Consider the following 24619-nt stretch of genomic DNA (forward strand, 5'->3'; position numbering starts at 1 on the left):
TAGGCCCAGACAGCACAGAAGGACCGACCCCGAAAGGCCGGTCCGATTCTGTCGACAGCATGACCCGGAAGGACCAGATCACCAGCAAACGTCACCCTATTGAGTGAGGTGACAGTATGCCGCCACGGGCGCGGGGAACTGCGCGACCAGCCACGGCCCACCCGCACCCGGCACACGGCATCAGCCGCGCAGCACCGCTCCCGTACGCTCACCCGCAAGAGCAACAGCCGCATCCCGCGCAGCCGAAGCCTCATCCACGGTCAGAGTGCGATCAGCCGCCCGGAACCGCAGCGCATACGCCAGCGACTTCTTGCCATCACCCATCTGCTCCGCGTTCTCGTACACGTCGAAGAGCCGGATCGCCTCAAGAAGCGAACCCGCACCCTCACGCAGCGCCGCCTCGACATCCGTGTGCGGCACGAACTGGTCCACGACCAGCGCCACATCCTGCGTGGCGACAGGGAACGTGGAGATGCTCGGCGCCTGAGGCGTGTCGTCGCCGACGGCCTCCAGCGCATCCAGGTCCAGCTCCATCGCGGAGGTACGCGCGGGCAGCCCGAACGCCTTCACGACCCGCGGGTGCAGCTCACCGGCGTGCCCGACGACCTTCTCGACACCCTCGGCGACGACCACGAGCTCGGCGCACCGCCCCGGGTGCCACGGCCCGTACTGCCCACCACGGACGACCAGTTCGGCACCGGCCTCACGGGCGACGGCCCGCGCCGCCTCGATCGCGTCGGCCCAGTCCGCCGGACGGCCCTTGCCCCACCAGCCGGCCTGCTCACGGGCGCCCGCGAGAACGGCCGCCACATGCCGCGGCTGCGCGGGCAGCGCGGCGTTCAGCGAGGCGAGTTCCTCGTCCGTGGGACGCCGGTCGACGGGCAGCGAAACGGCGACGCGCTGCTCCTCGCGCGGGTTGAAGACCAGGCCCGTCTCGAAGAGGGCCAGGTCGTGCGAGCCCCGCCCGTCGTTGCGCCGCAGCGCACCGAGGAGACCCGGAAGCAGCGACGTACGGAGCGCGGGCTCCTCGTCGTTGAGCGGGTTCGTCAGCTTGACGACGCGGCGGGCCGGGTCGTCGGCCTCCAGCAGCAGCTGGTCGAAGACCTGCTCACCGAAGAAGGGGTAGTTCGGCGCCTCGACGTACCCGGCACCGGCCAGCGCCCGGCCGACGCGGCGGTGCAGCCGCTGCCGGTGGGTGAGGCCGCGGCCCGACGGGGGCTTGGGCAGCGTGGAGGGCAGGTTCTCGTAGCCCTCCAGGCGGATGACCTCTTCCGCCAGGTCGTTGACCTCGGTGAGGTCGGGACGCCAGGACGGCACGGTGACGATCAGCTCGTCCTGCCCGTACACATCACAGCCGACCTGCTGGAGACGGCGTACGACGGTCTCGCGGCCGTACTCCACACCCGCGACCCTGTCCGGGTGGTCGGCCGCGACGGCGATGCTGTGCGGCGCGGACGGCGTGGCGACCTCGGTGACACCGGCGTCGGCGGTGCCGCCCGCGAGCAGCACGAGGAGGTCGACGGTGCGCTGGGCCGCGGCCGCGGCGGCGGCCGGGTCGACACCGCGCTCGAAGCGCCGGGACGCCTCGGAGGAGAGCTTGTGGCGCCGGGCCGTGCGGGCGATGGAGACCGCGTCGAAGTGCGCGGCCTCGATGACCACATCGGTCGTGCCTTCGCCTTCCTCGTGGTCGGCGATCTCGGTGTTCGCGCCGCCCATGACACCCGCGAGGCCGATCGGGCCGCGCTCGTCGGTGATGACCAGGTCCTCGGCGTGCAGCTTCCGCTTGGCGCCGTCGAGGGTGACGATCTCCTCGCCCTCGCCGGCCCGGCGGACGCCGATGGTGCCCTGGACCAGCTTGCGGTCGTAGGCGTGCAGCGGCTGGCCGAGTTCCATCATCACGTAGTTGGTGATGTCGACGGCGAGCGAGATCGGGCGCATGCCGACCTTCTGCAGCCGGCGCTGGAGCCAGAGCGGGGAGCGGGCCTCGGGGCTCAGTCCGGACACGGTGCGGGCGGTGAAGCGGTCGCAGCCGAGCGGCTCGGAGACCTGCACCGGGTAGCCGTACGCGTTGGGGCCCGGGACGTCCAGGAGCGCCGGGTCGCGCAGCGGCAGGCCGTAGGCGATGGCGGTCTCGCGGGCGACGCCGCGGATGGACAGACAGTCGCCGCGGTTGGCGGTGACGGCGATGTCCAGGACCTCGTCGACCAGTTCCAGGAGCTCGATGGCGTCCTTGCCGACCTCGGTCTCCGGCGGCAGCACGATGATGCCGTGGCTGCCGTCGTCGCCCATGCCCAGCTCGTCGCCGGAGCAGATCATGCCGTGGGACGTCTTGCCGTACGTCTTGCGCGCGGAGATCGAGAAGCCGCCCGGCAGGGTGGCGCCGGGGAGGACCACGACGACCTTGTCGCCGACGGCGAAGTTGCGGGCGCCGCAGACGATCTCCTGGGGCTCGCCGGTGCCGTTGGCCTGGCCGACGTTCACGGTGCAGAAGCGGATGGGCTTCTTGAACTCGGTCAGCTCCTCGATGGTCAGCACCTGGCCGACGACGAGGGGACCCTTGAGGTCGGCACCGAGGTGCTCGACGGACTCGACCTCGAGGCCGGCAGAGATGAGCTTGGCCTGGACGTCACGGCCGGTTTCGGTCGCCGGCAGGTCGACGTACTCCCGCAGCCAAGAAAGCGGGACCCGCATCAGATCTCCATCCCGAACGGCCGAGTGAACCGGACGTCACCCTCGACCATGTCTCGCATGTCTTCGACGTTGTGGCGGAACATCAGCATCCGCTCGATGCCGAACCCGAAGGCGAACCCGCTGTACTTCTCCGGGTCGACGCCACAGGCGGTCAGCACCTTGGGGTTGACCATGCCGCAGCCGCCGAGCTCGATCCAGCCCTCGCTGGAGCAGGTACGGCAGGGGCGGTCGGGGTTGCCGACGGACTCGCCGCGGCAGACGTAGCAGACCATGTCCATCTCGGCGGACGGCTCGGTGAAGGGGAAGAAGTTCGGCCGCAGCCGGGTCTTCATGCCCTCGCCGAACAGGGCCTGGACCATGTGGTCCATCGTGCCCTTGAGGTCGGCCATGGTGAGGCCCTCGTCGACGGCCAGCAGCTCGACCTGGCGGAAGACCGGGGTGTGCGTGGCGTCCAGCTCGTCGGTGCGGTAGACGACACCGGGACAGATCACGTACACGGGCAGCTCACGGTCGAGCAGCGAGCGGATCTGCACGGGCGAGGTGTGGGTGCGCAGCACGACACCGGACTCGGTGCCGCCCTCGGGGCCCTGCACGAAGAAGGTGTCGGCCTCGCCGCGGGCCGGGTGGTCCGGGCCGATGTTGAGGGCGTCGAAGTTGAACCACTCGGCCTCGACCTGCGGGCCCTCGGCGACCTCGTAGCCCATGGCCACGAAGACGTCCTCGATGCGCTCCGACAGGGTGGTGAGCGGGTGGCGGGCGCCTGCCGGTACGCGGTCGTACGGCAGCGTGACGTCCACCGACTCCTCGACCAGGACGCGCGCGTCGCGCTCGGCCTCGAGCTCGGTCTGACGGCCTGCGAGCGCCTTGTTCACGGCGCCGCGGGCCTGTCCGACGAGCTTTCCGGCGGCGGCCTTGGCCTGCGGGGGCAGGGCGCCGATCTCGCGGTTGGCGAGGGCCAGCGGCGAGGTGCCGCCGGTGTGGGCGACCTTGGCCTCCTGGAGCGCGTCGAGGGAGTCCGCGGCGGCGAAGGCGGCGAGCGCCTCGTCCCGCATGCGCTCGATCTCTTCTGGCTTCAACGCCTCGACCTCTACAGGGTCGTACGACTTGTTCGGTGCCGACATCTCTTCCCGTGCTTCCGATTGGCTGGCTGAAGGTCCCCGTCACCGACTCACACAGAGGTCAGAGGGCCGTCCATGGGACACAAAGGTGCCAAAGGCCGAGTCTAACGGGGTGGGGGTGTACGAATGCGCCCGTGGGCCGCTAGGCGAGATACGCCGGCGCCGCCACGGGCAACGTAAATCGGAACTCCGCGCCGCCCTCGGGGGCGCGGCCGACGGTGATGGTGCCGCCGTGGGCTTCGACGATGCCCTTGACGATGTACAGCCCGAGGCCCGTGCCACCGCGCTTGCTGCCCCGCCAGAAGCGGGTGAAGACGCGGTTCATGGACTCCTCCGGGATGCCGGACCCCTCGTCGCTCACCGTGACCGACGTACCGACGTCCTCCCCTTCCCGGGGCGACGCCGAGGGCGTGACGTCAATCGTGACCGTTCCCTCGCCGTGGCGCACGGCATTTTCGAGCAGGTTGCTGAGCACCTGGTCGATCTTGTCGGGGTCGGCCCACAGCATGGGCAGCGGCTGTTCGATGCGCAGCAGGAACCGGTCGGCGGTCTGCCCGGCGGCGACGTACGCCTGGATGTGTCGCCCCACCGCGGCCCCGATGTCGACGGGCTGGCGCCGCACCTCCAGGCGCCCGGAGTCGATGCGCGAGATGTCGAGCAGCTCGGCGATGAGCCGGGTGACCCGGTCGGCGTCGGCGTCGACGGTCTCCAGCATCAGCCGCTTCTGGTCGTCGGTGAACCGCTCCCACTTCGCGAGCAGCGTGGCGGTGAAGCCCTTGACGGAGGTGAGCGGTGACCGCAGTTCATGGGCGACGGTGGCGATCAGCTCGGCGTGACTGCGCTCGGTGCGGCGCCTGGCCTCGGTGTCGCGCAGGCACACGACGACGCGGTGGACGGGCCCGGTGGGCTCGGTGCGCACGTACTGGGCGGAGACGAGGACCTCACGTCCGCGGGGAAGGAGCAGATTCCGCTCGGGCTGGCGACGCCGAATCGCGAGCCCCCCGTAGGGGTCCGTCACCTGCCACCAGCGTCGCCCTTCCAGGTCCTCTAACGGCAGCGCCTTGTCGAGCCGCTGTCCGAGGGCCTCGGCGGCCGGTACGGCGGTGATGCGCTCGGCGGCGGCGTTGAAGCAGACGACCCGGCCGTGCTCGTCGGCGACGACCAGTCCGTCGGGCAGGAGGTCGGGGTCGATGCCGAGCCCGGCCAGATCACCGGGGCCGGACGCGGACCCGTGCCGCACGTCCCGTGCTCCCGGTGCGCTGCTCGTGCCGACGCTCATATCCCCGTACCCCACCTCTTCGACGGAGGGCCCCCGAGCTGGTCACCCTACTAGCTCTCGGTGACGGAGCGGCACCCTCCGGAGGCGCGCTGTGCACGGGCCGACGCGTAGAGACATACGGCGGCGGCGGTCGCCAGGTTCAGGCTCTCGGCCTTCCCGTGGATCGGGACGCGCACGACGGCGTCCGCGAGCACGCGGGTCTCCTCCGGGAGCCCCCACGCCTCGTTCCCGAAGATCCAGGCGGTCGGTCCGCCCATGGTCCCCTTGTCGAGCTCGTCGTCGAGGTCGTCGGTCCCGGCCCCGTCGGCGGCGAGGATCCGCACGCCGGCGTCCTTGAGCCCCTGGACCGCCTGCTCCACGGGGACACCGACGGCGACGGGGAGATGGAAGAGGGAGCCCACGGAGGCCCGTACGGCCTTGGGGTTGTAGAGATCCACGGACGCGTCGGTCAGTACGACGGCCTCGGCCCCGGCGGCGTCCGCGCACCGCAGGACGGTCCCGGCGTTCCCGGGGTCGCGGACGTTCGCGAGCACGGCGACGAGCTTGGGGCGGGCGGCGAGGATCTCCTCGAAGGGAGTGTCGAGGAAGCGGCACACACCGACGAGCCCCTGCGGGGTGACGGTGGTGGAGATGTCGGCGATGACGTCCTCGGAGGCGAGGTGTACACGCGCTTCGACGGCGCGGGCCTCCGCGATGATGTCGGCGTACCGCTCGGCGGCCTCGACGGTGGCGAACAACTCCACGAGCCCGTGCCCGGCGGCCTCCCGCACGGCCTGCGGCCCCTCGGCCAGGAACAGCCGCTCCTTGCCCCGGAAGTTCCGCTTGGCGAGCCGCCGGGCGGCGGAGACGCGGGGGGAACGGGCGGAGATCAGCTCGGGGGTTGCGGAGTGCATGAGGCTCACTTTCAGAACTACACAACAGGACCCGCAAGCCCGAAAGCCTGCGGGTCCCTCATGTCACGTCGGCTCAAAGCCAGGCGTCAGGCCGCCTTGGGGGCGTTGACGTCCGCCGGCAGGGCCTTCTGCGCAACCTCGACCAGCGCGGCGAACGCGGTGGCGTCGTTGACGGCCAGCTCGGCCAGGATCTTGCGGTCGACCTCGATGTTCGCCGCGTTCAGACCCTGGATGAAGCGGTTGTACGTGATGCCGTTGGCGCGGGCAGCGGCGTTGATGCGCTGGATCCACAGCCGACGGAAGTCACCCTTGCGCTTCTTGCGGTCGTTGTAGTTGTAGACCAGCGAGTGGGTGACCTGCTCCTTGGCCTTGCGGTACAGGCGCGAACGCTGACCGCGGTAGCCGGAGGCCGCCTCGAGGATCGCCCGGCGCTTCTTGTGGGCGTTGACTGCCCGCTTGACGCGTGCCACTTGTTAACTCCTTGTAGCGGGGCCGTGGTTGGACTCACACGGCCCGGAATCGATGGGGTCCCGGTCCAGACGTACGGCGCTCAAGCGAAGCGCCGCGTACGTCACTTGCCGAGAAGCTTCTTGATCTTCGCGGCGTCGCCCGGGGCCATCTCGGCGTTGCCGGTGAGGCGGCGCGTCACGCGGGACGACTTGTGCTCGAGCAGGTGGCGCTTGCCGGCACGCTCGCGGAGCACCTTGCCGGAGCCGGTGATCTTGAAGCGCTTGCTGGCACCGCTGTGCGACTTGTTCTTCGGCATAGCGCCGTTCTCTCCTCTGGGTGGCGCTCCGGTGCCCGGTCGTGAAACCGGGCACACGGTGGAGCGTCGCTCTTGTATCGGTTACGTCCTGGGGGACTCGCGTCCCCTGGGATCACGCCTCGGCGGAGGCCTCGGCAGGGGCCTCGGCGGGAGCCTCGGCAGCATCGGCGATCTCGGCATCCTCGGCGTCCGCGTTCACGGCGTCGGGGTCCGCGGCGTTCTGCGACTTGCCGGGGTTGGCCTTCGCTTCAGCCTTGCGGGCTTCCTGCGCCTGGCGCGCCTCGGCCATCGCCTCGGTCTTCTTCTTGTGCGGACCGAGAACCATGATCATGTTTCGGCCGTCCTGCTTCGGGTTCGACTCAACGAAACCGAGGTCCTCGACGTCCGACGCGAGACGCTGCAGCAGTCGGTAGCCGAGCTCCGGCCGGGACTGCTCGCGACCACGGAACATGATCGTGATCTTGACCTTGTCGCCCTGCTTGAGGAACCGGACGACGTGACCCTTCTTGGTGTCATAGTCGTGCGGGTCGATCTTCGGCCGGAGCTTCATCTCCTTGATGACCGTGTGCGCCTGGTTCTTGCGCGCCTCACGGGCCTTCATGGCCGACTCGTACTTGAACTTCCCGTAGTCCATGAGCTTGCACACGGGCGGACGGGCGTTCGCCGCGACCTCGACCAGGTCCAGGTCGTACTCCTGCGCAAGCTCCAGTGCCTTGGCCAGTGGGACAATGCCCACCTGCTCGCCACTGGGACCGACAAGTCGCACCTCGGGAACGCGAATCCGGTCGTTGATGCGGGGCTCGGCGCTGATGGATCCTCCTCGGTTAGCACCACACGGCGGTCTGGCGGACAGCCGCGTTTGTCTTCTTCTCGACAGACCTAACCGCGCCGAAGCACAAAAAATGCCCCGGACGATCACAAGACGGGGCTCCAAAACACTGCCGGAGCACCGCCGCGATGATCGCGGGGCGCGCATTCGGGCGACTCCATCGTCCGTACGGAACGATGGTGGCCGCCTGACCGGGGTGACCCGCCGTCCCGGGGGACGGTCAGGTGGGAGATCGGAGCCTCCACTTGTGGGCCGGGCACGTGAGTGTCCAGCCGGTCGTCAACCAGATTAGCAGGATCGCTTGACAAGGACCAATTGGAGGAACGGCAGCACGGACCGCCTATCGTGTGGGCCATGAGTGACACCCCTCCTGAGCCCCCCGCCGACTTCGACGAGATGACCCGCGACATCGCCGAGGTCCCCGCCGTCGAAGTGATCGTGACGGTCGCCGTGAACCTGATGAGCGCCGCCGCGGTGAAGCTCGGTCTGACCGAGGAGGGCGACAAGTACAAGGACCTGGACGAGGCCCGCAAGCTGATCCACGCCCTGGCCGGTCTGCTGGACGGCAGCGCGACCGAGATCAGCTCCTTCCACGCGGCCCCGCTGCGCGACGGCCTGAAATCCCTCCAGCTGGCGTTCCGCGAGGCGTCGCTCGTCCCGGACGAGCCGGGCCAGGGCCCGGGCGAGAAGTACACGGGCCCGGTCTACGGCTGAGTCCCTACCGCACGTACAAGGGCTCGCCCGGAGGCGTCGCCCCGGCCGGCAGCAGTGCCAGGTCGAGGCCGCGCACCAGGCGGGCCCTCAGCGTTTCGTCGGCGGCGAGGCGCCGGGCGACCGCGTGGACACCGGCGTCGTGCGGGACGACGGGGTCGAGGACCAGGGCGAGAGTGCCGTCCCCCTGGCCGGGTCCGAGGTAGGCCCGCTCCACCGCGCCCACCGCGGCGACGGCGGCACGTACCGCCTCCACGACCGCGGGGTCGGCGAGCGGGTCCGTCGTCGTACGGCCCTCGGCGAGGGCGAGCAGCGCGGGGCCGGTCAGCTCGAACGGCACCGGTCCGGCCAGGTCCAGGACGACCGTGTCCGCCTTCTCGTGCGCGGCGGCCTGGAGCGCCTGGTGCAGGGGTACGGCGACGGGGCGGGCCGCCGGGTCCCAGAGCGCCAGCGAGTCGGTGGACGTGAAGGCGGGCAGGGCGGTGCGGCCGCCGGCCTTCAGGGTGGGGACGGCCATGTCGCTGGTCTTCTCGCGGCGCAGTCCGTTCTCGTCCTCCTCGACCTCGCCGAGCACGGCCACGACGGGGACGAGCAGCCGGGCGCCCTTCAGGGCCTCCAGGACGGGTCCCACGGCGGTGCGGTCCTCGGTCCAGGCGGCGAGCGCCGCGCTCAGCCCGGCGTCGGCGGAGCCGTCGTCGTCGGAGAAGCCGGAGTCGGGAATGTTCTTGTTCGCCACGGTCACCGACCCTATAGGGGGGATGCTGCTGGGCTTGTGCGGCCCCGGAAACCTCTCCGTGACGCTCTTCACCGGAATCTCAGATTTCCCTGACACACATCTAACTTTCGTCTAACGGCCCACACAGTCGGTGGCCCGACCATCACGGTCATGGAGTCCTCCAGAGCCCGCCGAAGCCGTCGCTCGCGCCCGCCCCGGCGGCGCCCGTTGATGTACACCGCCCTCGCCTCCGTCGCGATCGTCGGCGCCACGGCCGGGGGGACCGTGTATGTGAAGGCGCAGGCGCACTCCGGCGCTCCCTCCGTATCGTCGGCCCCGTCGCCGACCGCGGCGGCGACGAGCGAGGAGGCATCGGTGGAGCCCGTGACGCAGCCGACGGTGGACCACGACAAGCTGCTTGCCACGGCCATGAAGTCGGTGACCGTGCCGGGCGACGCGGACGTCTCGGTCGCCGTGCTCGACCTGGACTCCGGGGAGAGCGCCACGTACGGGGACGCCGCCTTCGACACGGCGAGCATCGTCAAGGTCGACATCCTGGCGGCGCTGCTGCTCCAGGCGCAGGACGAGGACCGGCACCTCACGGCGGCCGAGAAGTCGTACGCCACCTCGATGATCGAGAACAGCGACAACGCCTCCGCGTCGGCACTGTGGCGGATCATCGGGCAGGCGAAGGGGCTCGACGCGGCGAACGAGCGGCTCGGGCTCACGGGCACCGAGGGCGGTGACGGGATGTTGTGGGGGCTGACCCAGACCACGGCGGCGGACCAGCTCACGTTGCTTCGGCAGGTGTTCGGGGACGACTCGGAGTTGAGCTCGGCGTCGCGGGAGTATGTGCGGGGGCTGATGGGGCGGATAGCCGTCGGCCAGGACTGGGGAGTCTCGGCCGCGGCGGACGGATCCGCGTGGGCTTTGAAGAACGGCTGGCTGCCGCGATCGACCACCGGGCTGTGGGACATCAACAGCATCGGGCGGGTCACTGCGTCGGACGGTCGCGCGTATCTGGTTGTCGCGCTGTCGAACGGTAACGCGACGAAGGAGAAGGGGGTGTCGCTCGTGGAGTCGGCTTCTCAGGCTGCGGTGTCGGTTTTCGCGGGTTGAGAGCGCCTCAACAGGCCGTCGCCGGGGTGCGGCAGCGTTGTGGCTGGTCGCGCCCACGCGGCGGTAGCCGCACATTGATACAGCCCCGCGCCCCTACCGGCGTTGTCCGAACCCGGGTCGGCAGCTCAGAGTTCTTCGTGGTTTTCCCGACGGCCCCGCCACAACACCACGGCCGCGATCAGCAGGACACCGCCCGCGCCGCCGGCCAGGGGGGCCGCCCAGCCTGCCGCGTCGTCCTCCTCCTCGGCCGCGTCCGGGCCCGGGCCGAAGTACTTCTCGCCATAGGACGCCGCCTGCAGTCCCTCCGGCTTCAGCTCGGCCGCTGCCTTGATCGCGGCGGCCGGGTCGACCAGGCCGTAGCCGCGGGAGTCGTCGCGGCCGCCGACGGGGGCGTCGCGGGCCGTGTCCTCCAGGAGCTTCTTGATCTGCCCCGGGGTCAGGCCGGGGTGGGCCGCCTTGACCAGGGCGACGGCTCCGGAGACGAAGGCCGCGGCGGCGCTGGTGCCCCAGCCCTCGTAGTACTTGTGGTCGGGGTCGGCGATGACGACCTTGTCGCCGGGGGCACTGACCGTGGAGTACCAGCGGCGGGTGGAGAAGGCGGCGCGGGTGCCGTACCGGTCGACGGCGGTCGCGGCGATGACACCCGGGTAGGCGGCCGGGTAGGAGATGTGGTCGCCCTTCTCGCCGCCGTTGCCGGCCGAGGCGACGACGACGGAGCCCTTCTTGAGGGCGTACTGGACGGCCTCGTCCTCGGCGGGTTCGGGGTGGGCGGACTTGGAGTCGTCGCCCAGGGAGAGGTTGATGACGTCGGCGCCGTGGTCGGCGGCCCAGCGGATGCCTTCGGCGAGGGCGTTGCCGCGGGTGTTGCGGGCCTTGCCGCGGGCCGAGTCGCCGTCCTCCAGGATGACGCGGACGGGGAGGATCTTGGCCTCGGGGGCGATGCCCATCACGCCGTCGGCGTTGCCGATCCCGTGTCCGTGGCCGGCGATGATGCCGGCCATCGCGGTGCCGTGGCGGGCCCAGGCGCGGTCGCCGCGGCTCGCTCCGAAGCCGACCATGTCCTTGCCGTCGAGGACGTTGCCGGCGAGGTCGGGGTGGTCGTCCTCGACGCCGGTGTCGAGGACGGCGACGGTGATGCCCTTGCCCTTGGTGGTCTGCCAGGCCTCCTGGGTGTGCATGGCCTCGAGGGCCCACTGCTGGGCGCGTATGCCGTCGGCGTGCGCCGCGGTGGGCGGTACGAGGGCGAGGGAGGCGGCGAGAAGGGCGCTGAGGAGGCCGGCGCGGCGGGTCATGGCGTTCACGACGGCTTCTCCGTGGCCGAGCTGACGGTTTTGCGGAAGCCGCGTTCGATGCGGTCGGCGAGACCCTGGGCCTCGTGGCCGAGACCGGCCTGGGCGATGTCGGTGGTGGCGTCGGACTCCATGGCCTTCTCGGCGGGTACCGGCTCGTCGACGGTACGGCCGTCGGCCCAGCCGGAGACGGCGTAGGCGACGACGGGGGCGTCGGTGAGGACGGAGACGGCCCAGGAGGCGCGCTGCTTCGTGCCGAAGCCGGCGGCGACGGTGTTCTTGGCGGCGTAGGTCCGGGGCATGAGGTCGGCCCGGTCGCCCAGCTTCTCCTTGCCGAACCGGGTGTCGAGGGCGGTCATGCCGGCGGCGTCGGCCTTGGTGAAGAGAAGTCCGACGGTGGTGACGTAGCTCCGGGTGGCGTCGGTGTAGGTGGCGCGGAGCAGCCGCTCGCAGCCGACGGGGGCGAGTGCCTTGCGCAGCAGGGGGTCGAAGGCGTCCTTGCAGCCGCTGTCCGGGGCGACGGCGATCCGCGTCCAGGTCCGGTCGGCGCCGCCGGGGCCTGCGCCCTGTCCCTGGACGGTGGGCGGGAAGAGCTGGTCGACGGGAACGCTGTGCCACATCCCGGCGGCCGCCGCGAAGTTGTCCCCGGACCCGGCCGCGGCCGAGTCCCCGACGAGCCAACTCCCGGTCGCGGCACCGCCGATGAGCCCGAGCCCTAGCACGAGACAGACGGCCACACCGACGGCCCGCATCCGACCTCGCCGACGGAGCACCCGCGGCCGCGCCTGCTCGTCGTACCCCTCGGGCTGCCCGAACGACACGACGGGCCGCCCGGATCCAGGGGTGTCACCGGGTGCCAGGGGTGCGCTCCAGGAGAGAGAGGGATCGGGCTGCCGGAGGGACGGGCTCCCTCCGGGGGGCGCGGTGTGGCCGAAGGCGTCGGCGGGCACCGCGGCAGACCGGGTGCCGGGCGCGGGCGTGCCGACCGGCGCCGAGACCGGCCGGGAGCCGGACGCGGCGGCCGGACGGGAGCCGGGCCGAGGCGGCACACCGGCCGGAGCGCCGGAGGGCGCCGTCGGACCGGGCGTGAAGGACGGGCGGGTGCCCGACCCGGGCGGAGCGCCGGCAGGCGTCGTCGGACCGGGCGTGAAGGACGGGCGAGGGCCTGACCCGGGCTGAGCGCCGGCGGGCGCCTTCGAGCCGGAGGTAGCAGACGGGCGGGTGCCCGGTCGGGGTGGTGCGTCGGGGGGCGTGGGGCGGCCCAGGGGGGAGGAGTCCGGCTCGACCGGTACCGGGCGGAGGCGGAAGGTGGTTTCGAAGGACGTTTCCGGGGGCGTGCCGTTGCGGCGCGGGGGTGTCGCGGGGCGGGGCGGCGTGGGGGTTCCGGGGGTGTCCTGGCCGGGGGCCGGTGGTGTGTCCGGGAAGCGGGCGGAGGCCTTCGGCGGGGGCGGGGTCGAGGGGGCGGAGCCGCCGGAGGACGGGGCGCGCAGGCGGGGGAAGCGGGGAGCCGTGTCCAGGGAGGTGTTACGGGCCGGTTCCGCGGTATCGCCGCGCCGGGGCGAACCCGCGCCACCCGCGGGCACCGCACGCGCCCCCTGCCGCTCTCCCGGTCGCGTACCCGGCAACGGGGGCAGAGCCGTCGTCGGCGCGGGAGCCCCGCCCGTCGGCCGCGTGACCGATCCTTGGGCCGGTGGCCGTTCCTCGGTGGTGCCGGGCGTGCGCCCGGGTTCCTCGCGGTCCGTGGCCTCGGGGCCCGTCTTCGGAGGGTCCGTGGGGCGTGGCGGTGTCGTGGGGCGCGGAGGGATGGAGGCGTGCCGCGCTTCCGTGCTCATGCGCCCCCCGTTTCCCTTGTGCCCGGGTCCGTCGTCGTCCCCGGTGCGAACAGGCCCGCCCGGGCACGCATACCCGCACGGACGGACCGGCATCCCCTGACTCGGGCCCCTGCCGTCCTCACATGCGTGCGCGTCACTCTACGGGTTGTCCCCGGCCGGACGGGAACCAGTCCACGAGCCCGGGGCTTTAGCCCGGAACGTCCCCCTACCCTGCGGTAATCCTGTCTGGCAGGCTTCGTTCATGACTGCGCGCGCCGCCGACCGGGCCCGGTACGACCGGGCCACCGCTCACCTCGACGCTCCTGTGGCGATCGTGGATCTGGACGCCTTCGACTCCAACGCGGACGACCTCGTCCACCGGGCCGGCGGCAAGCCGATCCGTGTGGCCAGCAAGTCCGTGCGGTGCCGGGCACTGCTCGAACGCGTCCTCGCCAAGGACGGTTTCGCGGGCCTCATGTCCTTCACTCTGGCCGAGTCCCTGTGGCTGGCACGCTCCGGCTTCGACGACATCCTGCTCGCCTACCCCTCCGCCGACAGCACCGGGTACGCCGAGCTGACCTCGGACCCCAAGCTCGCCGCCGCCGTGGCCGTCATGGTCGACGACGTCGCACAGCTCGACCTCATCGACCGCTCCCGGGACGGCGGAGGTGAAGTCGTCCGTGTCTGCCTGGAGTTGGACACCTCCCTCAAGCTCCTCGGCGGCCGGGTGCGGGTGGGCGCCCGACGCTCCCCGCTGCACTCCCCCGCCCAGGTCGCCGACCTCGCCCGCGCGGTCGCCCGGCGGCCCGGGTTCAAGGTCGTCGGGATCATGGCGTACGAGGGTCATATCGCCGGTGTGGGCGACTCCGTCGCCGGGCATCCGTTCCGGTCCCGTGCCGTCCGGCTGATGCAGGCCACCGCCCGCAAGGAGCTCGCCGAGCGGCGGGCGGCGGTGGTGCGTGCCGTCCGGGCCGTCGTTCCCGACCTGGAGTTCGTCAACGGCGGCGGTACCGGCAGCGTCCAGACGACCGCCGCCGAGGACGCCGTCACGGAGATCGGGGCCGGGTCGGGGCTGTACGTGCCGCGGCTCTTCGACAACTACACGTCGTTCAGCGGGCGTCCGGCCGCGCTCTTCGCCCAGCCCGTCGTGCGGCGGCCCGGCGTCGGTGTCGTCACGGTGCTCGGGGGCGGCTATCCGGCCTCCGGTGCGCCCGGGCCCGACCGGCTCCCGGTGCCCTATCTGCCGGAGGGGCTGAAGTACGACCCTCAGGAGGGGCCCGGCGAGGTGCAGACGCCGCTGCTCGGCTCGCCCGCCGACGACCTCCTCCTCGGGGACAAGGTGTGGTTCCGGCATGCGAAGGCCGGGGAGCTGTGCGAGCGGTTCGACGTGCTGCATCTGATCGAGGGCGACACCGTCACCTCGACCGTCCCGACCTATCGGGGCGAGGGCCGGACGTTCCTGTAGGTCAGTCCGTCGGGCCGATGCTGCTGCCCACGCCGCCGCCGTTCGCGTCGCCGCTGGACCGGATGCCCTTGGTGATCCGGTCCATGTCGGCGAGCGGCGGCCCGTCCTCGCCCGCGTCGAAGACGTAGCGCACGACGACCGGGGACTCGGTGCCGACGCTGGACTGGAAGGCGAGGGACTGGACGTAACCGCCGGGCCCCTTGGCCGTCTTGACGCGCCAGCGGACGAAATACCCGGCACGGCCCGCCACGGCGACCGGACCCGACTTCACGACCTCGTGCGACTCGATGCCGCCGAAGGGCCGCTTGCCGACGAGGTCGCGGTCGTAGGCGTCGTCGGCCGCGTCGGAGATGTCGGCCTTGGCGAGGGACTCGGGGGATGTCTCGTCGTTGGAGGTCACCGTGCGCGAGATGACGAGACCGTGCCGGCACACTCCGGGGTCGCCGGGGCAGTCGTAGGTGCCGTCGGTGGACATGAGGACGTCGTCGTCGACGATGTACTGCGGTCGCACCCAGCCGTCGAGCAGCGGCACGGTGATGCCGTTGAGCTGGTCCTCGACGACGGCCGGGTCGTCGGCGGAGGGCTCGCTGGTGGACTCCGACGGCGTGGGCGTGGGCGTCTGGCTCGTCGGTGCGAAGGTGGGGGTGATGGACTCGGTCACCGTCGTACTGTCCTCGGCGCCCCCGTCGTCACGCAGGACGAACGCTCCCGTCACGATCGCCGCGACCAGGACCACCCCGGCCGTGGTGAGGGCGATGACCTTCGCGCGCCCCGAGGCCTCGCCGCCCGGCGGCCGTCCCGGCACCGCAGGCACCGGCGTCGGGCCCACAACTGCGGGCTCGCGCCGGTGCTCGGTCCAGGCCGTGCCGTCCCACCAGCGTTCCAGATGCGGATGCTTGGGGTCGCGGTACCAGCCGGGCGGGGGCGTCATGCTCATCCCGGCACTGTAGGCGACAGGGCCTGGGGCCGCGGGCCTAGAGCGGTGTGACGTAAGCCCCCGAGATTCCGCCGTCGACGAGGAAGTCGCTGGCGTTCACGAACGAGGAGTCGTCGCTGGCCAGGAAGGCGACGGCGGCGGCGATCTCCTCGGCCTCGGCGAAGCGGCCGAGCGGGATGTGGACGAGGCGGCGGGCGGCGCGCTCGGGGTCCTTGGCGAACAGTTCCTGAAGGAGAGGGGTGTTGACCGGGCCGGGGCAGAGGGCGTTCACGCGGATGCCCTCCCGCGCGAACTGCACGCCCAGTTCACGGGACATGGCCAGGACACCGCCCTTGGACGCGGTGTAGGAGATCTGGGACGTGGCCGCGCCCATCCTCGCCACGAAGGACGCCGTGTTGATGATGGAGCCCTTGCCCTGCCGCCGCATGTAGGGGATCGCGGCCTTGCAGCACAGGTAGACGGAGGTCAGGTTGACCTCCTGGACGCGCTTCCAGGCCTCGAGGCCGGTCTCCAGGATGGAGTCGTCGTCGGGCGGGGAGATGCCCGCGTTGTTGAAGGCGATGTCGACGCTGCCGTAGGTGTCGTACGCCGTCCTGAACAACGCCTCGACCTGCTCGGGGTCGGTGACGTCGACCTTCACGAAGATCCCGCCGACCTCCTCGGCGGCCCCCTTGCCGCGCTGTTCGTCGACGTCGCCGCAGACCACGTGCGCGCCCTCGGAGGCGAGCCGGCGGGCGGTGGCGAGACCGATGCCGCTGCCGGCCCCGGTGATGACAGCGGTACGGCCGACCAGGCGTCGGCAGACAATCTCTTCGGTCACTGTGTCGGGCCCTCCGTGCTGATGAAGACGTTCTTGGTTTCGGTGAAGGCGGCCAGGGCGTCCGGGCCGAGCTCCCGGCCCACGCCGGACTGCTTGTAGCCGCCGAAGGGGGTCCAGTAGCGCACGCTGGAGTGGGAGTTGACGGACAGGTTGCCGGCCCGGACCGCCTGGGAGACGCGGAGCGCGCGGCCGACGTCCCGGGTCCAGATGGAGCCGGAGAGGCCGTACGGGGTGTCGTTGGCGAGCCGGATCGCGTCCTGCTCGTCGGTGAAGGGCAGGAGTACGGCCACGGGTCCGAAGATCTCCTCCCGGGCCGCCTCGGAGTCGTGCCGCTCCCCCGTGAGGACGGTCGGCGCGAACCAGAAGCCGGGCCCTTCGGGGGCGCTGCCGCGCAGGGCCGGGGCGTCGTCCGGCACGAACGACCGTACGCGGTCCAGCTGCTGACGGGAGATCAGCGGCCCCATCTGTGTCTTCTCGTCGGCCGGGTCGCCCACGACGACGGCGGCCAGCGTGTCGGCGAGCAGCTCGCGGACCTCGTCGTACACGGACTCCTGGACCAGGATGCGGGTGCGGGCGCAGCAGTCCTGGCCGGAGTTGTCGAGGAAGGAGAAGGGGTCGACGGCGGTCCTGAGGTCGGCGTCGGCGAAGACGATGTTCGGGCTCTTGCCGCCGAGTTCGAGGGTGACCGGCTTGACCTGGTCGGCGCAGAGGGCCATGACGCGCTTGCCGACCCGCGTGGAGCCGGTGAAGACGATCTTGGCGACGCCAGGATGGCGTACGAGGGCGTCACCCGCGATGTCGCCGCGGCCCGGCAGGACCTGGAAGAGGTGTTCCGGGAGCCCGGCCTCCAGGGCGAGTTCGGCGAGGCGCAGCGCGGTCAGCGGGGTGGTCTCGGCGGGCTTGAGGATCACGGCGTTGCCCGCCGCGAGGGCCGGGGCCGTGCCCCAGGCCGCGATCGGCATGGGGAAGTTCCAGGGCGCGATCACTCCGACGACGCCCAGCGGTTCCAGGAGGGTGATGTCCAGGCCGCCGGGTACAGGGATCTGCCGGCCCGCGAGCCGCTCCACTCCACCGGCGGCGTAGTCGAGGAGGTCACGGACGTTGCCGGCCTCCCAGCGGGCGTTGCCGATGGTGTGGCCGGCCTCGCGCACCTCCAACCGCGCGAGTTCCTCCACGTGTTCGTCGATGACGACGGCGAAGCGGCGCAGCAGCCTGGCCCGGTCGGCGGGCGCGACGGCCGCCCACGCGCGCTGGGCCCGGTCGGCCCGGTGGACGGCGGCGTCGACGTCCTGCTCGACGGCGCCCGGAACGGTGGCGATGACCTCCTCCGTCGCGGGGTTGAGGACGTCCAGTTCGTACGGTTGCGACAAGAGATGCCTCACATGCGTTCGAAGGAGCGGCGCAGCTCCCAGTCGGTCACCGCGGCGTCGAAGGCGTCCAGCTCGACGCGTGCCATGTTGCGGTAGTGGGCCACGACCTCGTCACCGAAGGCGGCCTTGGCGATGGGGCTGTTCTCCCAGAGCTCGGCGGCCTCGCGCAGCGTGGTGGGGACGTGCGCGTAGTCGGCGGTGTAGGCGTTGCCGGCGCAGGCCTCGGGCAGTTCCAGCTTCTGCTCGATGCCGTACAGGCCCGCCGCCACGAGTCCGGCGACCGCCAGGTGCGGGTTGACGTCGCCGCCGGGCAGCCGGTTCTCGAAGCGCATCGAGCGGCCGTGGCCGACGACCCGCAGGGCGCAGGTGCGGTTGTCATGGCCCCAGGCGACGGCGGTCGGGGCGAAGGAGCCGGGCTGGAAGCGCTTGTAGGAGTTGATGTTGGGGGCGTAGAGCAGGGAGAAGTCCCGCAGGGCCGCGAGCTGTCCGGCGAGGAAGTGCCGCATGACCTCGGACATACCGCCGTTGTCGGCCATCGCGTTGTTGCCGGCCGCGTCCGCGAGCGAGAGGTGGATGTGGCAGGAGTTGCCCTCGCGCTCGTTGTACTTGGCCATGAAGGTGATCGAGACGCCCTCCTGGGCGGCGATCTCCTTGGTGCCGGTCTTGTAGATCGCGTGCTGGTCGCAGGTGACCACGGCCTCGTCGTACTTGAACACGATCTCGTGCTGGCCCGGGTTGCACTCGCCCTTGGCGGACTCGACGATGAGGCCGGCGCCGGTCATGTCGTTGCGGATACGGCGGAGCAGAGGCTCGATGCGGCCGGTACCGAGCACCGAGTAGTCGATGTTGTACTGGTTCGCCGGGGTGAGCCCTTGGTAACCCGCGTCCCAGGCCTGCTCGTAGGTGTCCTTGAAGACGATGAACTCCAGCTCGGTGCCGACCATGGCGGTGTAGCCGAGTTCGGCGAGGCGCTCCAGCTGGCGGCGGAGGATCTGGCGCGGGGCGGCGACCACGGGTGAGCCGTTGTCCCAGGCGAGGTCGGCGATGAGCATGGCCGTACCGGCGTTCCAGGGGACGCGGCGCAGGGTGGAGAGGTCCGGGTGCATGGCGAAGTCGCCGTAGCCGCGGTCCCAGGAGGACATGGCGTAGCCCTCGACGGTGTTCATCTCGGTGTCGACGGCGAGGAGGTAGTTGCAGCCCTCGGTGCCATGGTGGAGCACCTCGTCGAGGAAGAAGCGGGCGGCGAACCGCTTGCCCTGGAGCCGCCCTTGCATGTCGGGGAAGGCCAGGACGACAGTGTCGATCTCACCGCTCGCGACGAGGGCGTGCAGCTCCTCGACGCTCAGCGGGGGTGTGCGGTCTGCCACGGGAGAGCTCCTTCGGGCTTCTGCGCTTTTTTCGGCCGGGCCGGAAGCCATAAGGTATTGCGGAGAACCATTGCTTGGGAAGGGGGTACGACGGGATGTCGCTGGAACCGGAGGGCGACCTGGAGGACCGGTTGACGCCGGTGCTGCGGCCGGTACGGGCGGGCAACGGCTTCGAGGAGGCTTTGGAGCAGATCCTGCAGGTCGTACGGCTCGGTCTGGTACCGGGGGGTGAGCGGCTGCCGGCCGAGCGGGAGCTGGCGGAGCGGCTCGGGATCAGCCGGGTGACGCTGCGCGAGGTGTTGAAGGTGCTCCAGGACCAGGGGCTGGTGGAGTCGCGGCGCGGGCGGTACGGCGGGACGTTCGTGCTGCGGAAGTCGGACGCCGGCGGTGAGGACGAGCTGCGGCGGCGGATCTCCGCGGTCGACATCGAGGACGTTCTGCGGTTCCGCGAGGTACTGGAGGTGGGGGCGGCGGGTCTGTGCGCGGCGCACGGGCTCGCCGACGACCAGGCGGAACGGCTGCGCGAGGCACTGGCCCGCACACAGGACGCTCCGCTGGCGGACTACCGGCGCCTGGACACGATGCTGCACCTGACGCTGGCCGAGCTGTGCGGCTCACCGTCGCTGACCGCGCAGTACGCGGCGGTCCGGGCCACGGTGAACGACCTGCTGGACTGCATCCCGCTCCTCGTCCGCAACCTCGAACACTCCCAACGCCAGCACACCGCGCTGGTGGAGGCGGTGCTGGACGGGGACGCGGACGGGGCGCGGGAGATGATGCGCGAGCACTGCGGGGGGACGGCGGCGCTGCTCAGGGGATTCCTGGCGTGACGGCATCCTCCGTGCGACCTGGGGGTCTTGCCTCCGCGGGCACCTCTCGACAAAGGTATGGAAACAATCCTTTGCCGGACCGGGAGGGCGCATGGCGGGCAGGCCGCTGATCGGCATCAGTACGTATCTGGAGGCCGGGACACGCTGGGGTGTGTGGGAGCTGGCGGCGGCGCTGCTGCCGGTCGGGTACCCGCGGCTCGTGCAGCGGGCGGGCGGGCTGGCCGCGATGCTTCCGCCGGACGCGCCCGAGCATGCCGCCGGGGCCGTGGCGCGCCTCGACGGGCTGGTGATCGCGGGCGGCCCCGACGTCGAGCCGGTGCACTACGGTGCCGAGCGCGAGCCCCGTACCGGGCCGCCGGCCCGGGAGCGCGACGCCTGGGAGCTCGCCCTCATCGACGCCGCCCTCGCCGCGGGCATCCCGCTGCTCGGGATCTGCCGGGGCATGCAGCTGTTGAACGTCGCCCTCGGCGGCACGCTCGTCCAGCACATCGAGGGGCACGCGGAGGTGGTCGGTGTCTTCGGGTGGCACACCGTGAAGCCGGTGCCGGGGACCTTGTACGCCGGTGTCGTCCCGGAGGAGACGTCCGTACCGACGTACCACCACCAGGCCGTGGACCGGCTCGGCACCGGCCTCCTGGTGTCGGCGCACGCGCCGGACGGAACGGTGGAAGCCGTGGAACTGCCTTCCTCCGACTGGGTGTTGGGGGTGCAGTGGCATCCGGAGATGGGTGAGGATCTGCGGGTGGTACGGGGGTTGGTGGAGGCGGCGGGGGCCTGAGCCGGGGGCTATCCGATCCGGCCCCGCAGCCATGTCGACGCCGCTTCGCCCTGGGCGCGCTGGAAGGCGCGGACGGTCGGGATGCCCGGCGGCGGGGGCTGCAGCGACTGGTGGACGAAGTAGCCGGCGAGGCCCGCGAGGGCGGCGGTGACGGCGTCCGGGTCGGCGTCGCGGCCCAGCGGGTGCGCGGTGAAGAGCTCCTGCGGATCGGGGCCTCCCTGGGCTCTGACGCACGGGAGCATGAGCAGCAGGTCGAGCCATGCGGCACCGCGGACGATGTGCGGCCAGTCGACGAAGACGACGCGGCCGTCGTCGGTGAGCAGCATGTTGTCGGCGCGGAGGTCGCCATGGGCGAGGGTGTCGCCGGAGACGGCCTCGGGCCAGGGGTCGGCCAGCTCGGCGAGGTACGGGAGGTGGGCGGCGGTCCAGGGGTCGAGGTCCGGGTGTGTCTCCTCCAGGAGACGCCGCCAGCCGCTGAACGTGCCGACGGCGGACTCGGAGGCGGGGGGCGCGTCGCGCACGGGGGACGGGGTGAGGTTCCGGGCGAGGTCTGTCACCGCGTCGAGGACGCGTCTCAACTCCGGCTGCCGCCAGGGAACGTGGGGCTGGCGGCCTGCCACGTCCTCGAAGACCAGAGCCACCCAGGTGCCGTCGTCGTAGGTGCCGAGGAGACGGGGTGCGGGGAGGGCGGGTGGGAGGGCGGCGGCGTAGCGGGCTTCTCGGCGGTGGAACACGGGCCCCGTGGCGTTGGTGTCCGCGCTGACGGCCTTGACGAAGGCACGGCGGCCTCGGGCGGTGCGGATGCGCGCCGCGGCACCCGGGGAGAAGCCGCCGGGTTGGGTGGTGGCGTGGGTGACGGGTTCACCGAGGATGTCGGCCACGGCGTTGCGGACCTGGGGTGGGAGCTCTTCCCACGGAGTGCGGGCGCCTGCGGCGGGCGGGGCGGTGGGTGGCATGTACGGCATGGTGCGGGTCGGCTGCGTTGGCAGGCCAGGAGTTTTTCGCGGGCGCGGCCCCTACCCCCGCGTCAGCGACAGCAGTTCCCTGGCCGGACCCACCGGTCGATGCCCCGTCGGCCACACCGCCCTCAAGTCCCGTGCCAGTGACACCCCTTCCACCGGCACCCGCACCAGTCGGCGCATCGCCAGCTCCTCCCCCACCGCCAGCTCGCTCAGTACCGCCGGCCCCGCGCCGCTCACGACCGCCGCCTTCACCGCGGTGGTGGACGACAACTCGATCAACGGCCGCGCCAGTCCGCCCAGCGCCGCGTCCAGGACCTGCCGCGTCCCCGAACCCTTCTCCCGCAGGATCAACGGCGTCGCCGCCAACTCGTCCGCCGCCAGCGGCCGTCGGCGGCGGGCCCAGGGGTGGGCCGGGGCCGTCACCACGATCAGGTGGTCGTGGGCGATCACGACCGAGTCGAGGCCCGTCGGTACGTTCAGTCCCTCCACGAACCCCAGGTCCGCCTCGTCCGCCAGCAGCCGGGAGGCCACCGCCGCCGAGTTGCCGGCCAGCAACGACACCGCCGTGTCCGGACGTTGGGCACGCAACGCCAACAGCCAGCCCGGCAGCAGATACTCCGCGATCGTCATGCTCGCCGCGACCCGCAGCCGCGAGTCCCGCCGGTCCCGCAACGCCTGCGCCCCCGCGTCGAACGCCTCCGCGGCCTCCACGATCCGCCGCGCCCAGTCCGTCACCAGCGCGCCCGCGTCCGTGAGACGGGAGCCGCGCGGTGAGCGGTCCACCAGCGCCACACCCAACTGACGTTCCATCGAGCGAATGCGACTGCTGGCCGCGGGCTGGGTGATGCCGATCTCCCGCGCCGCCGCACCCAGGCTGCCGAGCCGGGCCACCGCCAGCAGCAGTTCCAGCGCCCCCAGGTCGGGGACGCGGTGCGCCAGCATGCCACCGGGGGTCGAGGGAGAGCCCTCCCGCTCACTGCTCATAAATCCAGTTTATGCCCTCATAGAGGCGTCGTCCCTGGTGGCAGCCGCACAACCGCGCGATCGTCGAATCATGGTCACCGCAGCCCAGCCCCTTCTCCCCCGTGCCACCGCACGGCCCCCGCGTGCCATCGCCGTCCGTCACCTCGGACCCAACTGGTACGCCGCCGTCATGGGCACCGCCATCGTCGCCACCGCCGGAGCCGGACTGCCGGTCTCCGTCCCCGGTCTGCGCACCGCCCTCACCAGCGTCTGGGCGCTCTCCCTCGCCCTTCTCGTCGCCCTGCTCTGCGCCCGCGCCCTGCACTGGACCCACCATCGCGACCAGGCCCGCGCCCACCTCCTCGACCCGGCCATGGCGCCCTTCTACGGCTGTCTCTCCATGGCCCTCCTCGCCGTCGGCGGAGGCGCCCTCACCGTCGGCTCCGACTGGATCGGCACGCGAGCCGCGGTCGCTCTCGACGCCGCGCTGTTCACCGCCGGCACGGCCGTCGGACTCGCCGCGGCCGTCGCCGTCCCGTACCTCATGGCCGTACGCCATCGGATCGAGCCGTCACAAGCCACTCCCGTGTGGCTGCTGCCGCTCGTCGCGCCCATGGTGTCGGCCGCGCTCGGGCCGCTGCTCGTGCCCCATCTCCCGGCCGGACAGGCGCGGGAGACCCTGCTGCTCGCGTGCGTGGCCATGTTCGGGATCAGCCTGCTCGCGACCCTGCTCATGCTGCCGCTGGTCTTCGGACGGCTCATCACCGGCGGTCCGCTGCCCCTCGCCCTCACCCCGACCCTGTTCCTCGTGCTGGGCCCGCTCGGGCAGTCCACCACCGCCGTCAACAACTTCGCGGACGTCGCGCCCGGTGTCGTACCCACGCCCTACAGCGGCGGCTTCGGCGTCCTCGCCGTTCTCTACGGCGTGCCCGTGATGGGGTTCGCGCTGCTGTGGTTCGCGCTCGCCACCGCGCACGTCCTGCGCGCCCGGCGGGAGGGCATGGGGTTCGCGATGACATGGTGGGCCTTCACCTTCCCGGTCGGCACCTGTGTCACCGGGGCGGAGGGGCTGGCCCGGCACACCGGGCTGCTCGCCTTCCAGTGGCTCGCCGTCGTGCTGTACGTCGTTCTCGTGGCTGCCTGGGCCGTCGCCGCCCTGCACACCGCGCGCGGCCTGCTCAGCGGCGTGCTGCTCGCAGGGCCTTCGTCAGCAGCCGTGGCGCTTCACTGAGGGACGGGCCGTACCAGGTGAGGTGCCTGCCGCCGACGAGGGCGCAGGGCAGTCCGGGGAACGCCTCCGGGCCGTCGTCCGCGGTGAAGCGGTAGGGCTCGTCCGGGAGGACGACGACGTCCGGTGCGGCCGCGTTCAGATCGTCGACCGGGATCCGCGGATAGCGCTCGGGGTGCGTCGCGTACAGATGGTCCACGCCCAGGCGCGCCAGCACATCACCGGCGAAGGTGTCGCGCCCCAGCACCATCCAGGGGCGGCGCCAGATGGGGACCACCGCCGTCATGGCGGACCCCGGTTCCGGCAGGGCCGACCACGCCCGCTCCGCCTCGTCCAGCCAGCGCGGCCGTCCCCGCGCACCGCACGCCTCAAGGACCCGCGCCAGTTCCCGGAAGGCCTGCGGGACGTCCCTCACCTCGGTCACCAGGACCTCGACGCCCGCCTCGCGCAGCGCGGCGAGGTCCGGCTCCCGGTTCTCCTCCTCGTTGGCGATCACCAGGTCGGGGGCGAGGGCGAGGACGCGGTCGGTCCTGGGGTTCTTGGTGCCGCCCACGCGCGCGACGTCGAGGTCCGCCGGGTGGGTGCACCAGTCCGTGGCGCCGACCAGGGCTCGGGGGACGGAACGGGCCACCGCCTCCGTCAGGGACGGGACGAGGGAGACGACCCTCACTGCGCGAC

At 71.8% G+C, this 24619-nt stretch carries 22 protein-coding genes and 1 pseudogene; 6 read left to right on the top strand and 17 right to left on the bottom strand.

Going from position 1 to position 24619, the window contains the following annotated elements:
• Positions 1 to 180: 180 nt before the first annotated feature.
• The 7 genes and pseudogenes from pheT to infC all read right to left on the bottom strand — a co-directional run bounded on the left by pheT (position 181) and on the right by infC (position 7583).
• Positions 181 to 2691 (bottom strand): phenylalanine--tRNA ligase subunit beta, encoded by a 2511-nt coding sequence (pheT, locus tag OHU89_RS11375; RefSeq protein ID WP_405642125.1) that lies wholly within the window; start codon positions 2689 to 2691, stop codon positions 181 to 183.
• Positions 2691 to 3812, bottom strand: a complete 1122-nt coding sequence (gene pheS / locus OHU89_RS11380) for a phenylalanine--tRNA ligase subunit alpha (protein ID WP_171142657.1) — start codon at positions 3810 to 3812, stop codon at positions 2691 to 2693. Before pheS ends, pheT begins: the two co-directional genes overlap by 1 nt.
• Before the next feature lie 139 nt (positions 3813 to 3951).
• Entirely contained in the window at positions 3952 to 5088 is a 1137-nt protein-coding gene (locus OHU89_RS11385) for an ATP-binding protein (protein WP_405642128.1), read from the bottom strand.
• Positions 5089 to 5138: 50 nt separating this feature from the next.
• A complete protein-coding gene (locus OHU89_RS11390) occupies positions 5139 to 5981 on the bottom strand; it encodes a TrmH family RNA methyltransferase (RefSeq protein WP_405642130.1) in 843 nt (280 codons plus the stop codon).
• Positions 5982 to 6067: 86 nt separating this feature from the next.
• Entirely contained in the window at positions 6068 to 6451 is a 384-nt protein-coding gene (rplT, locus tag OHU89_RS11395) for a 50S ribosomal protein L20 (RefSeq protein ID WP_020132316.1), read from the bottom strand.
• A 101-nt stretch (positions 6452 to 6552) separates the two neighbouring features.
• Positions 6553 to 6747 carry a 50S ribosomal protein L35 gene (gene rpmI / locus OHU89_RS11400; protein WP_003977225.1) on the bottom strand — a complete coding sequence of 65 codons (195 nt, stop codon included), beginning with the start codon at positions 6745 to 6747 and terminating at the stop codon, positions 6553 to 6555.
• A gap of 112 nt (positions 6748 to 6859) precedes the next feature.
• Positions 6860 to 7583, bottom strand: a pseudogene (infC, locus tag OHU89_RS11405) (translation initiation factor IF-3).
• A gap of 347 nt (positions 7584 to 7930) precedes the next feature.
• Between infC and OHU89_RS11410 the strand changes: the two are divergent.
• The gene (locus tag OHU89_RS11410; RefSeq protein ID WP_405642132.1) at positions 7931 to 8290 is read left to right on the top strand and encodes a DUF1844 domain-containing protein; all 360 of its coding nucleotides are present in this window, start codon (positions 7931 to 7933) and stop codon (positions 8288 to 8290) included.
• 4 nt (positions 8291 to 8294) lie between these two features.
• Here the strand turns inward: OHU89_RS11410 and OHU89_RS11415 are convergent, their stop codons facing one another.
• A complete protein-coding gene (locus OHU89_RS11415) occupies positions 8295 to 9023 on the bottom strand; it encodes an SseB family protein (RefSeq protein WP_405642134.1) in 729 nt (242 codons plus the stop codon).
• Positions 9024 to 9173: 150 nt separating this feature from the next.
• Between OHU89_RS11415 and OHU89_RS11420 the strand changes: the two genes are divergently transcribed.
• Positions 9174 to 10121, top strand: a complete 948-nt coding sequence (locus OHU89_RS11420) for a serine hydrolase (protein WP_405642135.1) — start codon at positions 9174 to 9176, stop codon at positions 10119 to 10121.
• A gap of 125 nt (positions 10122 to 10246) precedes the next feature.
• Here OHU89_RS11420 and mycP read toward each other — a convergent pair whose 3' ends face one another.
• Positions 10247 to 11413, bottom strand: a complete 1167-nt coding sequence (gene mycP / locus OHU89_RS11425; RefSeq protein WP_405654426.1) for a type VII secretion-associated serine protease mycosin — start codon at positions 11411 to 11413, stop codon at positions 10247 to 10249.
• Positions 11414 to 11418: 5 nt separating this feature from the next.
• A complete protein-coding gene (locus tag OHU89_RS11430) occupies positions 11419 to 13242 on the bottom strand; it encodes a hypothetical protein (RefSeq protein ID WP_405642137.1) in 1824 nt (607 codons plus the stop codon).
• 241 nt (positions 13243 to 13483) lie between these two features.
• Here OHU89_RS11430 and OHU89_RS11435 point away from each other — a divergent pair, with 241 nt between their 5' ends.
• Entirely contained in the window at positions 13484 to 14686 is a 1203-nt protein-coding gene (locus OHU89_RS11435) for an amino acid deaminase/aldolase (RefSeq protein ID WP_266894785.1), read from the top strand.
• A 1-nt stretch (position 14687) separates the two neighbouring features.
• On the opposite strand, the gene OHU89_RS11440 is transcribed toward OHU89_RS11435, so the two are convergent.
• From OHU89_RS11440 to OHU89_RS11455, 4 genes are read right to left on the bottom strand one after another with little or no spacing between them, the layout of a single operon-like run.
• Complete coding sequence (locus OHU89_RS11440) at positions 14688 to 15617, bottom strand: DUF2510 domain-containing protein (protein ID WP_405654429.1); 930 nt, start codon at positions 15615 to 15617, stop codon at positions 14688 to 14690.
• Positions 15618 to 15660: 43 nt separating this feature from the next.
• Positions 15661 to 16443 carry a 3-oxoacyl-ACP reductase gene (locus tag OHU89_RS11445; RefSeq protein WP_266894784.1) on the bottom strand — a complete coding sequence of 261 codons (783 nt, stop codon included), beginning with the start codon at positions 16441 to 16443 and terminating at the stop codon, positions 15661 to 15663.
• Positions 16440 to 17813 (bottom strand): aldehyde dehydrogenase family protein, encoded by a 1374-nt coding sequence (locus OHU89_RS11450; RefSeq protein ID WP_405642139.1) that lies wholly within the window; start codon positions 17811 to 17813, stop codon positions 16440 to 16442. Before OHU89_RS11450 ends, OHU89_RS11445 begins: the two co-directional genes overlap by 4 nt.
• Positions 17814 to 17821: 8 nt before the next feature.
• The gene (locus tag OHU89_RS11455; protein WP_266894781.1) at positions 17822 to 19180 is read right to left on the bottom strand and encodes a glutamine synthetase family protein; all 1359 of its coding nucleotides are present in this window, start codon (positions 19178 to 19180) and stop codon (positions 17822 to 17824) included.
• A 95-nt stretch (positions 19181 to 19275) separates the two neighbouring features.
• On the opposite strand from OHU89_RS11455, the gene OHU89_RS11460 reads away from it, so the two are divergent.
• Positions 19276 to 20010: a FadR/GntR family transcriptional regulator gene (locus OHU89_RS11460; RefSeq protein ID WP_405642141.1), complete on the top strand. Its 735-nt coding sequence runs from the start codon at positions 19276 to 19278 to the stop codon at positions 20008 to 20010.
• Positions 20011 to 20101: 91 nt separating this feature from the next.
• Positions 20102 to 20788 (top strand): gamma-glutamyl-gamma-aminobutyrate hydrolase family protein, encoded by a 687-nt coding sequence (locus OHU89_RS11465; protein ID WP_405642142.1) that lies wholly within the window; start codon positions 20102 to 20104, stop codon positions 20786 to 20788.
• A gap of 8 nt (positions 20789 to 20796) precedes the next feature.
• On the opposite strand, the gene OHU89_RS11470 is transcribed toward OHU89_RS11465, so the two are convergent.
• Both OHU89_RS11470 and OHU89_RS11475 read right to left on the bottom strand, forming a co-directional pair.
• Entirely contained in the window at positions 20797 to 21744 is a 948-nt protein-coding gene (locus OHU89_RS11470) for a phosphotransferase (protein ID WP_405642144.1), read from the bottom strand.
• Positions 21745 to 21804: 60 nt separating this feature from the next.
• Positions 21805 to 22734, bottom strand: coding sequence for a LysR family transcriptional regulator (locus OHU89_RS11475; protein WP_046261852.1), 930 nt, complete (start codon positions 22732 to 22734; stop codon positions 21805 to 21807).
• Between the two features lie 70 nt (positions 22735 to 22804).
• On the opposite strand from OHU89_RS11475, the gene OHU89_RS11480 reads away from it, so the two are divergent.
• Positions 22805 to 23944 carry a TDT family transporter gene (locus OHU89_RS11480; protein WP_405642146.1) on the top strand — a complete coding sequence of 380 codons (1140 nt, stop codon included), beginning with the start codon at positions 22805 to 22807 and terminating at the stop codon, positions 23942 to 23944.
• Here OHU89_RS11480 and OHU89_RS11485 read toward each other — a convergent pair.
• A complete protein-coding gene (locus tag OHU89_RS11485) occupies positions 23892 to 24611 on the bottom strand; it encodes a helical backbone metal receptor (RefSeq protein WP_405642148.1) in 720 nt (239 codons plus the stop codon). The two genes, OHU89_RS11480 and OHU89_RS11485, sit on opposite strands and share 53 nt — an antisense overlap.
• Between the last annotated feature and the right edge of the window lie 8 nt (positions 24612 to 24619).

This window comes from Streptomyces sp. NBC_00019 (assembly GCF_045041015.1).
Classification (GTDB): Bacteria; Actinomycetota; Actinomycetes; order Streptomycetales; family Streptomycetaceae; genus Streptomyces.

Coding starts and splice junctions, on each gene's coding strand:
- OHU89_RS11390 (WP_405642130.1), bottom strand. CDS start 5,981: ATGCACTCCGCAACCCCCGAGCTGATCTCCGCCCGTTCCCCCCGCGTC.
- rpmI (WP_003977225.1), bottom strand. CDS start 6,747: ATGCCGAAGAACAAGTCGCACAGCGGTGCCAGCAAGCGCTTCAAGATC.
- OHU89_RS11460 (WP_405642141.1), top strand. CDS start 19,276: ATGTCGCTGGAACCGGAGGGCGACCTGGAGGACCGGTTGACGCCGGTG.
- OHU89_RS11470 (WP_405642144.1), bottom strand. CDS start 21,744: ATGCCACCCACCGCCCCGCCCGCCGCAGGCGCCCGCACTCCGTGGGAA.
- OHU89_RS11430 (WP_405642137.1), bottom strand. CDS start 13,242: ATGAGCACGGAAGCGCGGCACGCCTCCATCCCTCCGCGCCCCACGACA.
- OHU89_RS11435 (WP_266894785.1), top strand. CDS start 13,484: ATGACTGCGCGCGCCGCCGACCGGGCCCGGTACGACCGGGCCACCGCT.
- pheT (WP_405642125.1), bottom strand. CDS start 2,691: ATGCGGGTCCCGCTTTCTTGGCTGCGGGAGTACGTCGACCTGCCGGCG.
- OHU89_RS11465 (WP_405642142.1), top strand. CDS start 20,102: ATGGCGGGCAGGCCGCTGATCGGCATCAGTACGTATCTGGAGGCCGGG.
- OHU89_RS11440 (WP_405654429.1), bottom strand. CDS start 15,617: ATGACGCCCCCGCCCGGCTGGTACCGCGACCCCAAGCATCCGCATCTG.
- OHU89_RS11480 (WP_405642146.1), top strand. CDS start 22,805: ATGGTCACCGCAGCCCAGCCCCTTCTCCCCCGTGCCACCGCACGGCCC.
- OHU89_RS11385 (WP_405642128.1), bottom strand. CDS start 5,088: ATGAGCGTCGGCACGAGCAGCGCACCGGGAGCACGGGACGTGCGGCAC.
- mycP (WP_405654426.1), bottom strand. CDS start 11,413: ATGACCCGCCGCGCCGGCCTCCTCAGCGCCCTTCTCGCCGCCTCCCTC.
- OHU89_RS11420 (WP_405642135.1), top strand. CDS start 9,174: ATGGAGTCCTCCAGAGCCCGCCGAAGCCGTCGCTCGCGCCCGCCCCGG.
- OHU89_RS11475 (WP_046261852.1), bottom strand. CDS start 22,734: ATGAGCAGTGAGCGGGAGGGCTCTCCCTCGACCCCCGGTGGCATGCTG.
- pheS (WP_171142657.1), bottom strand. CDS start 3,812: ATGTCGGCACCGAACAAGTCGTACGACCCTGTAGAGGTCGAGGCGTTG.
- OHU89_RS11410 (WP_405642132.1), top strand. CDS start 7,931: ATGAGTGACACCCCTCCTGAGCCCCCCGCCGACTTCGACGAGATGACC.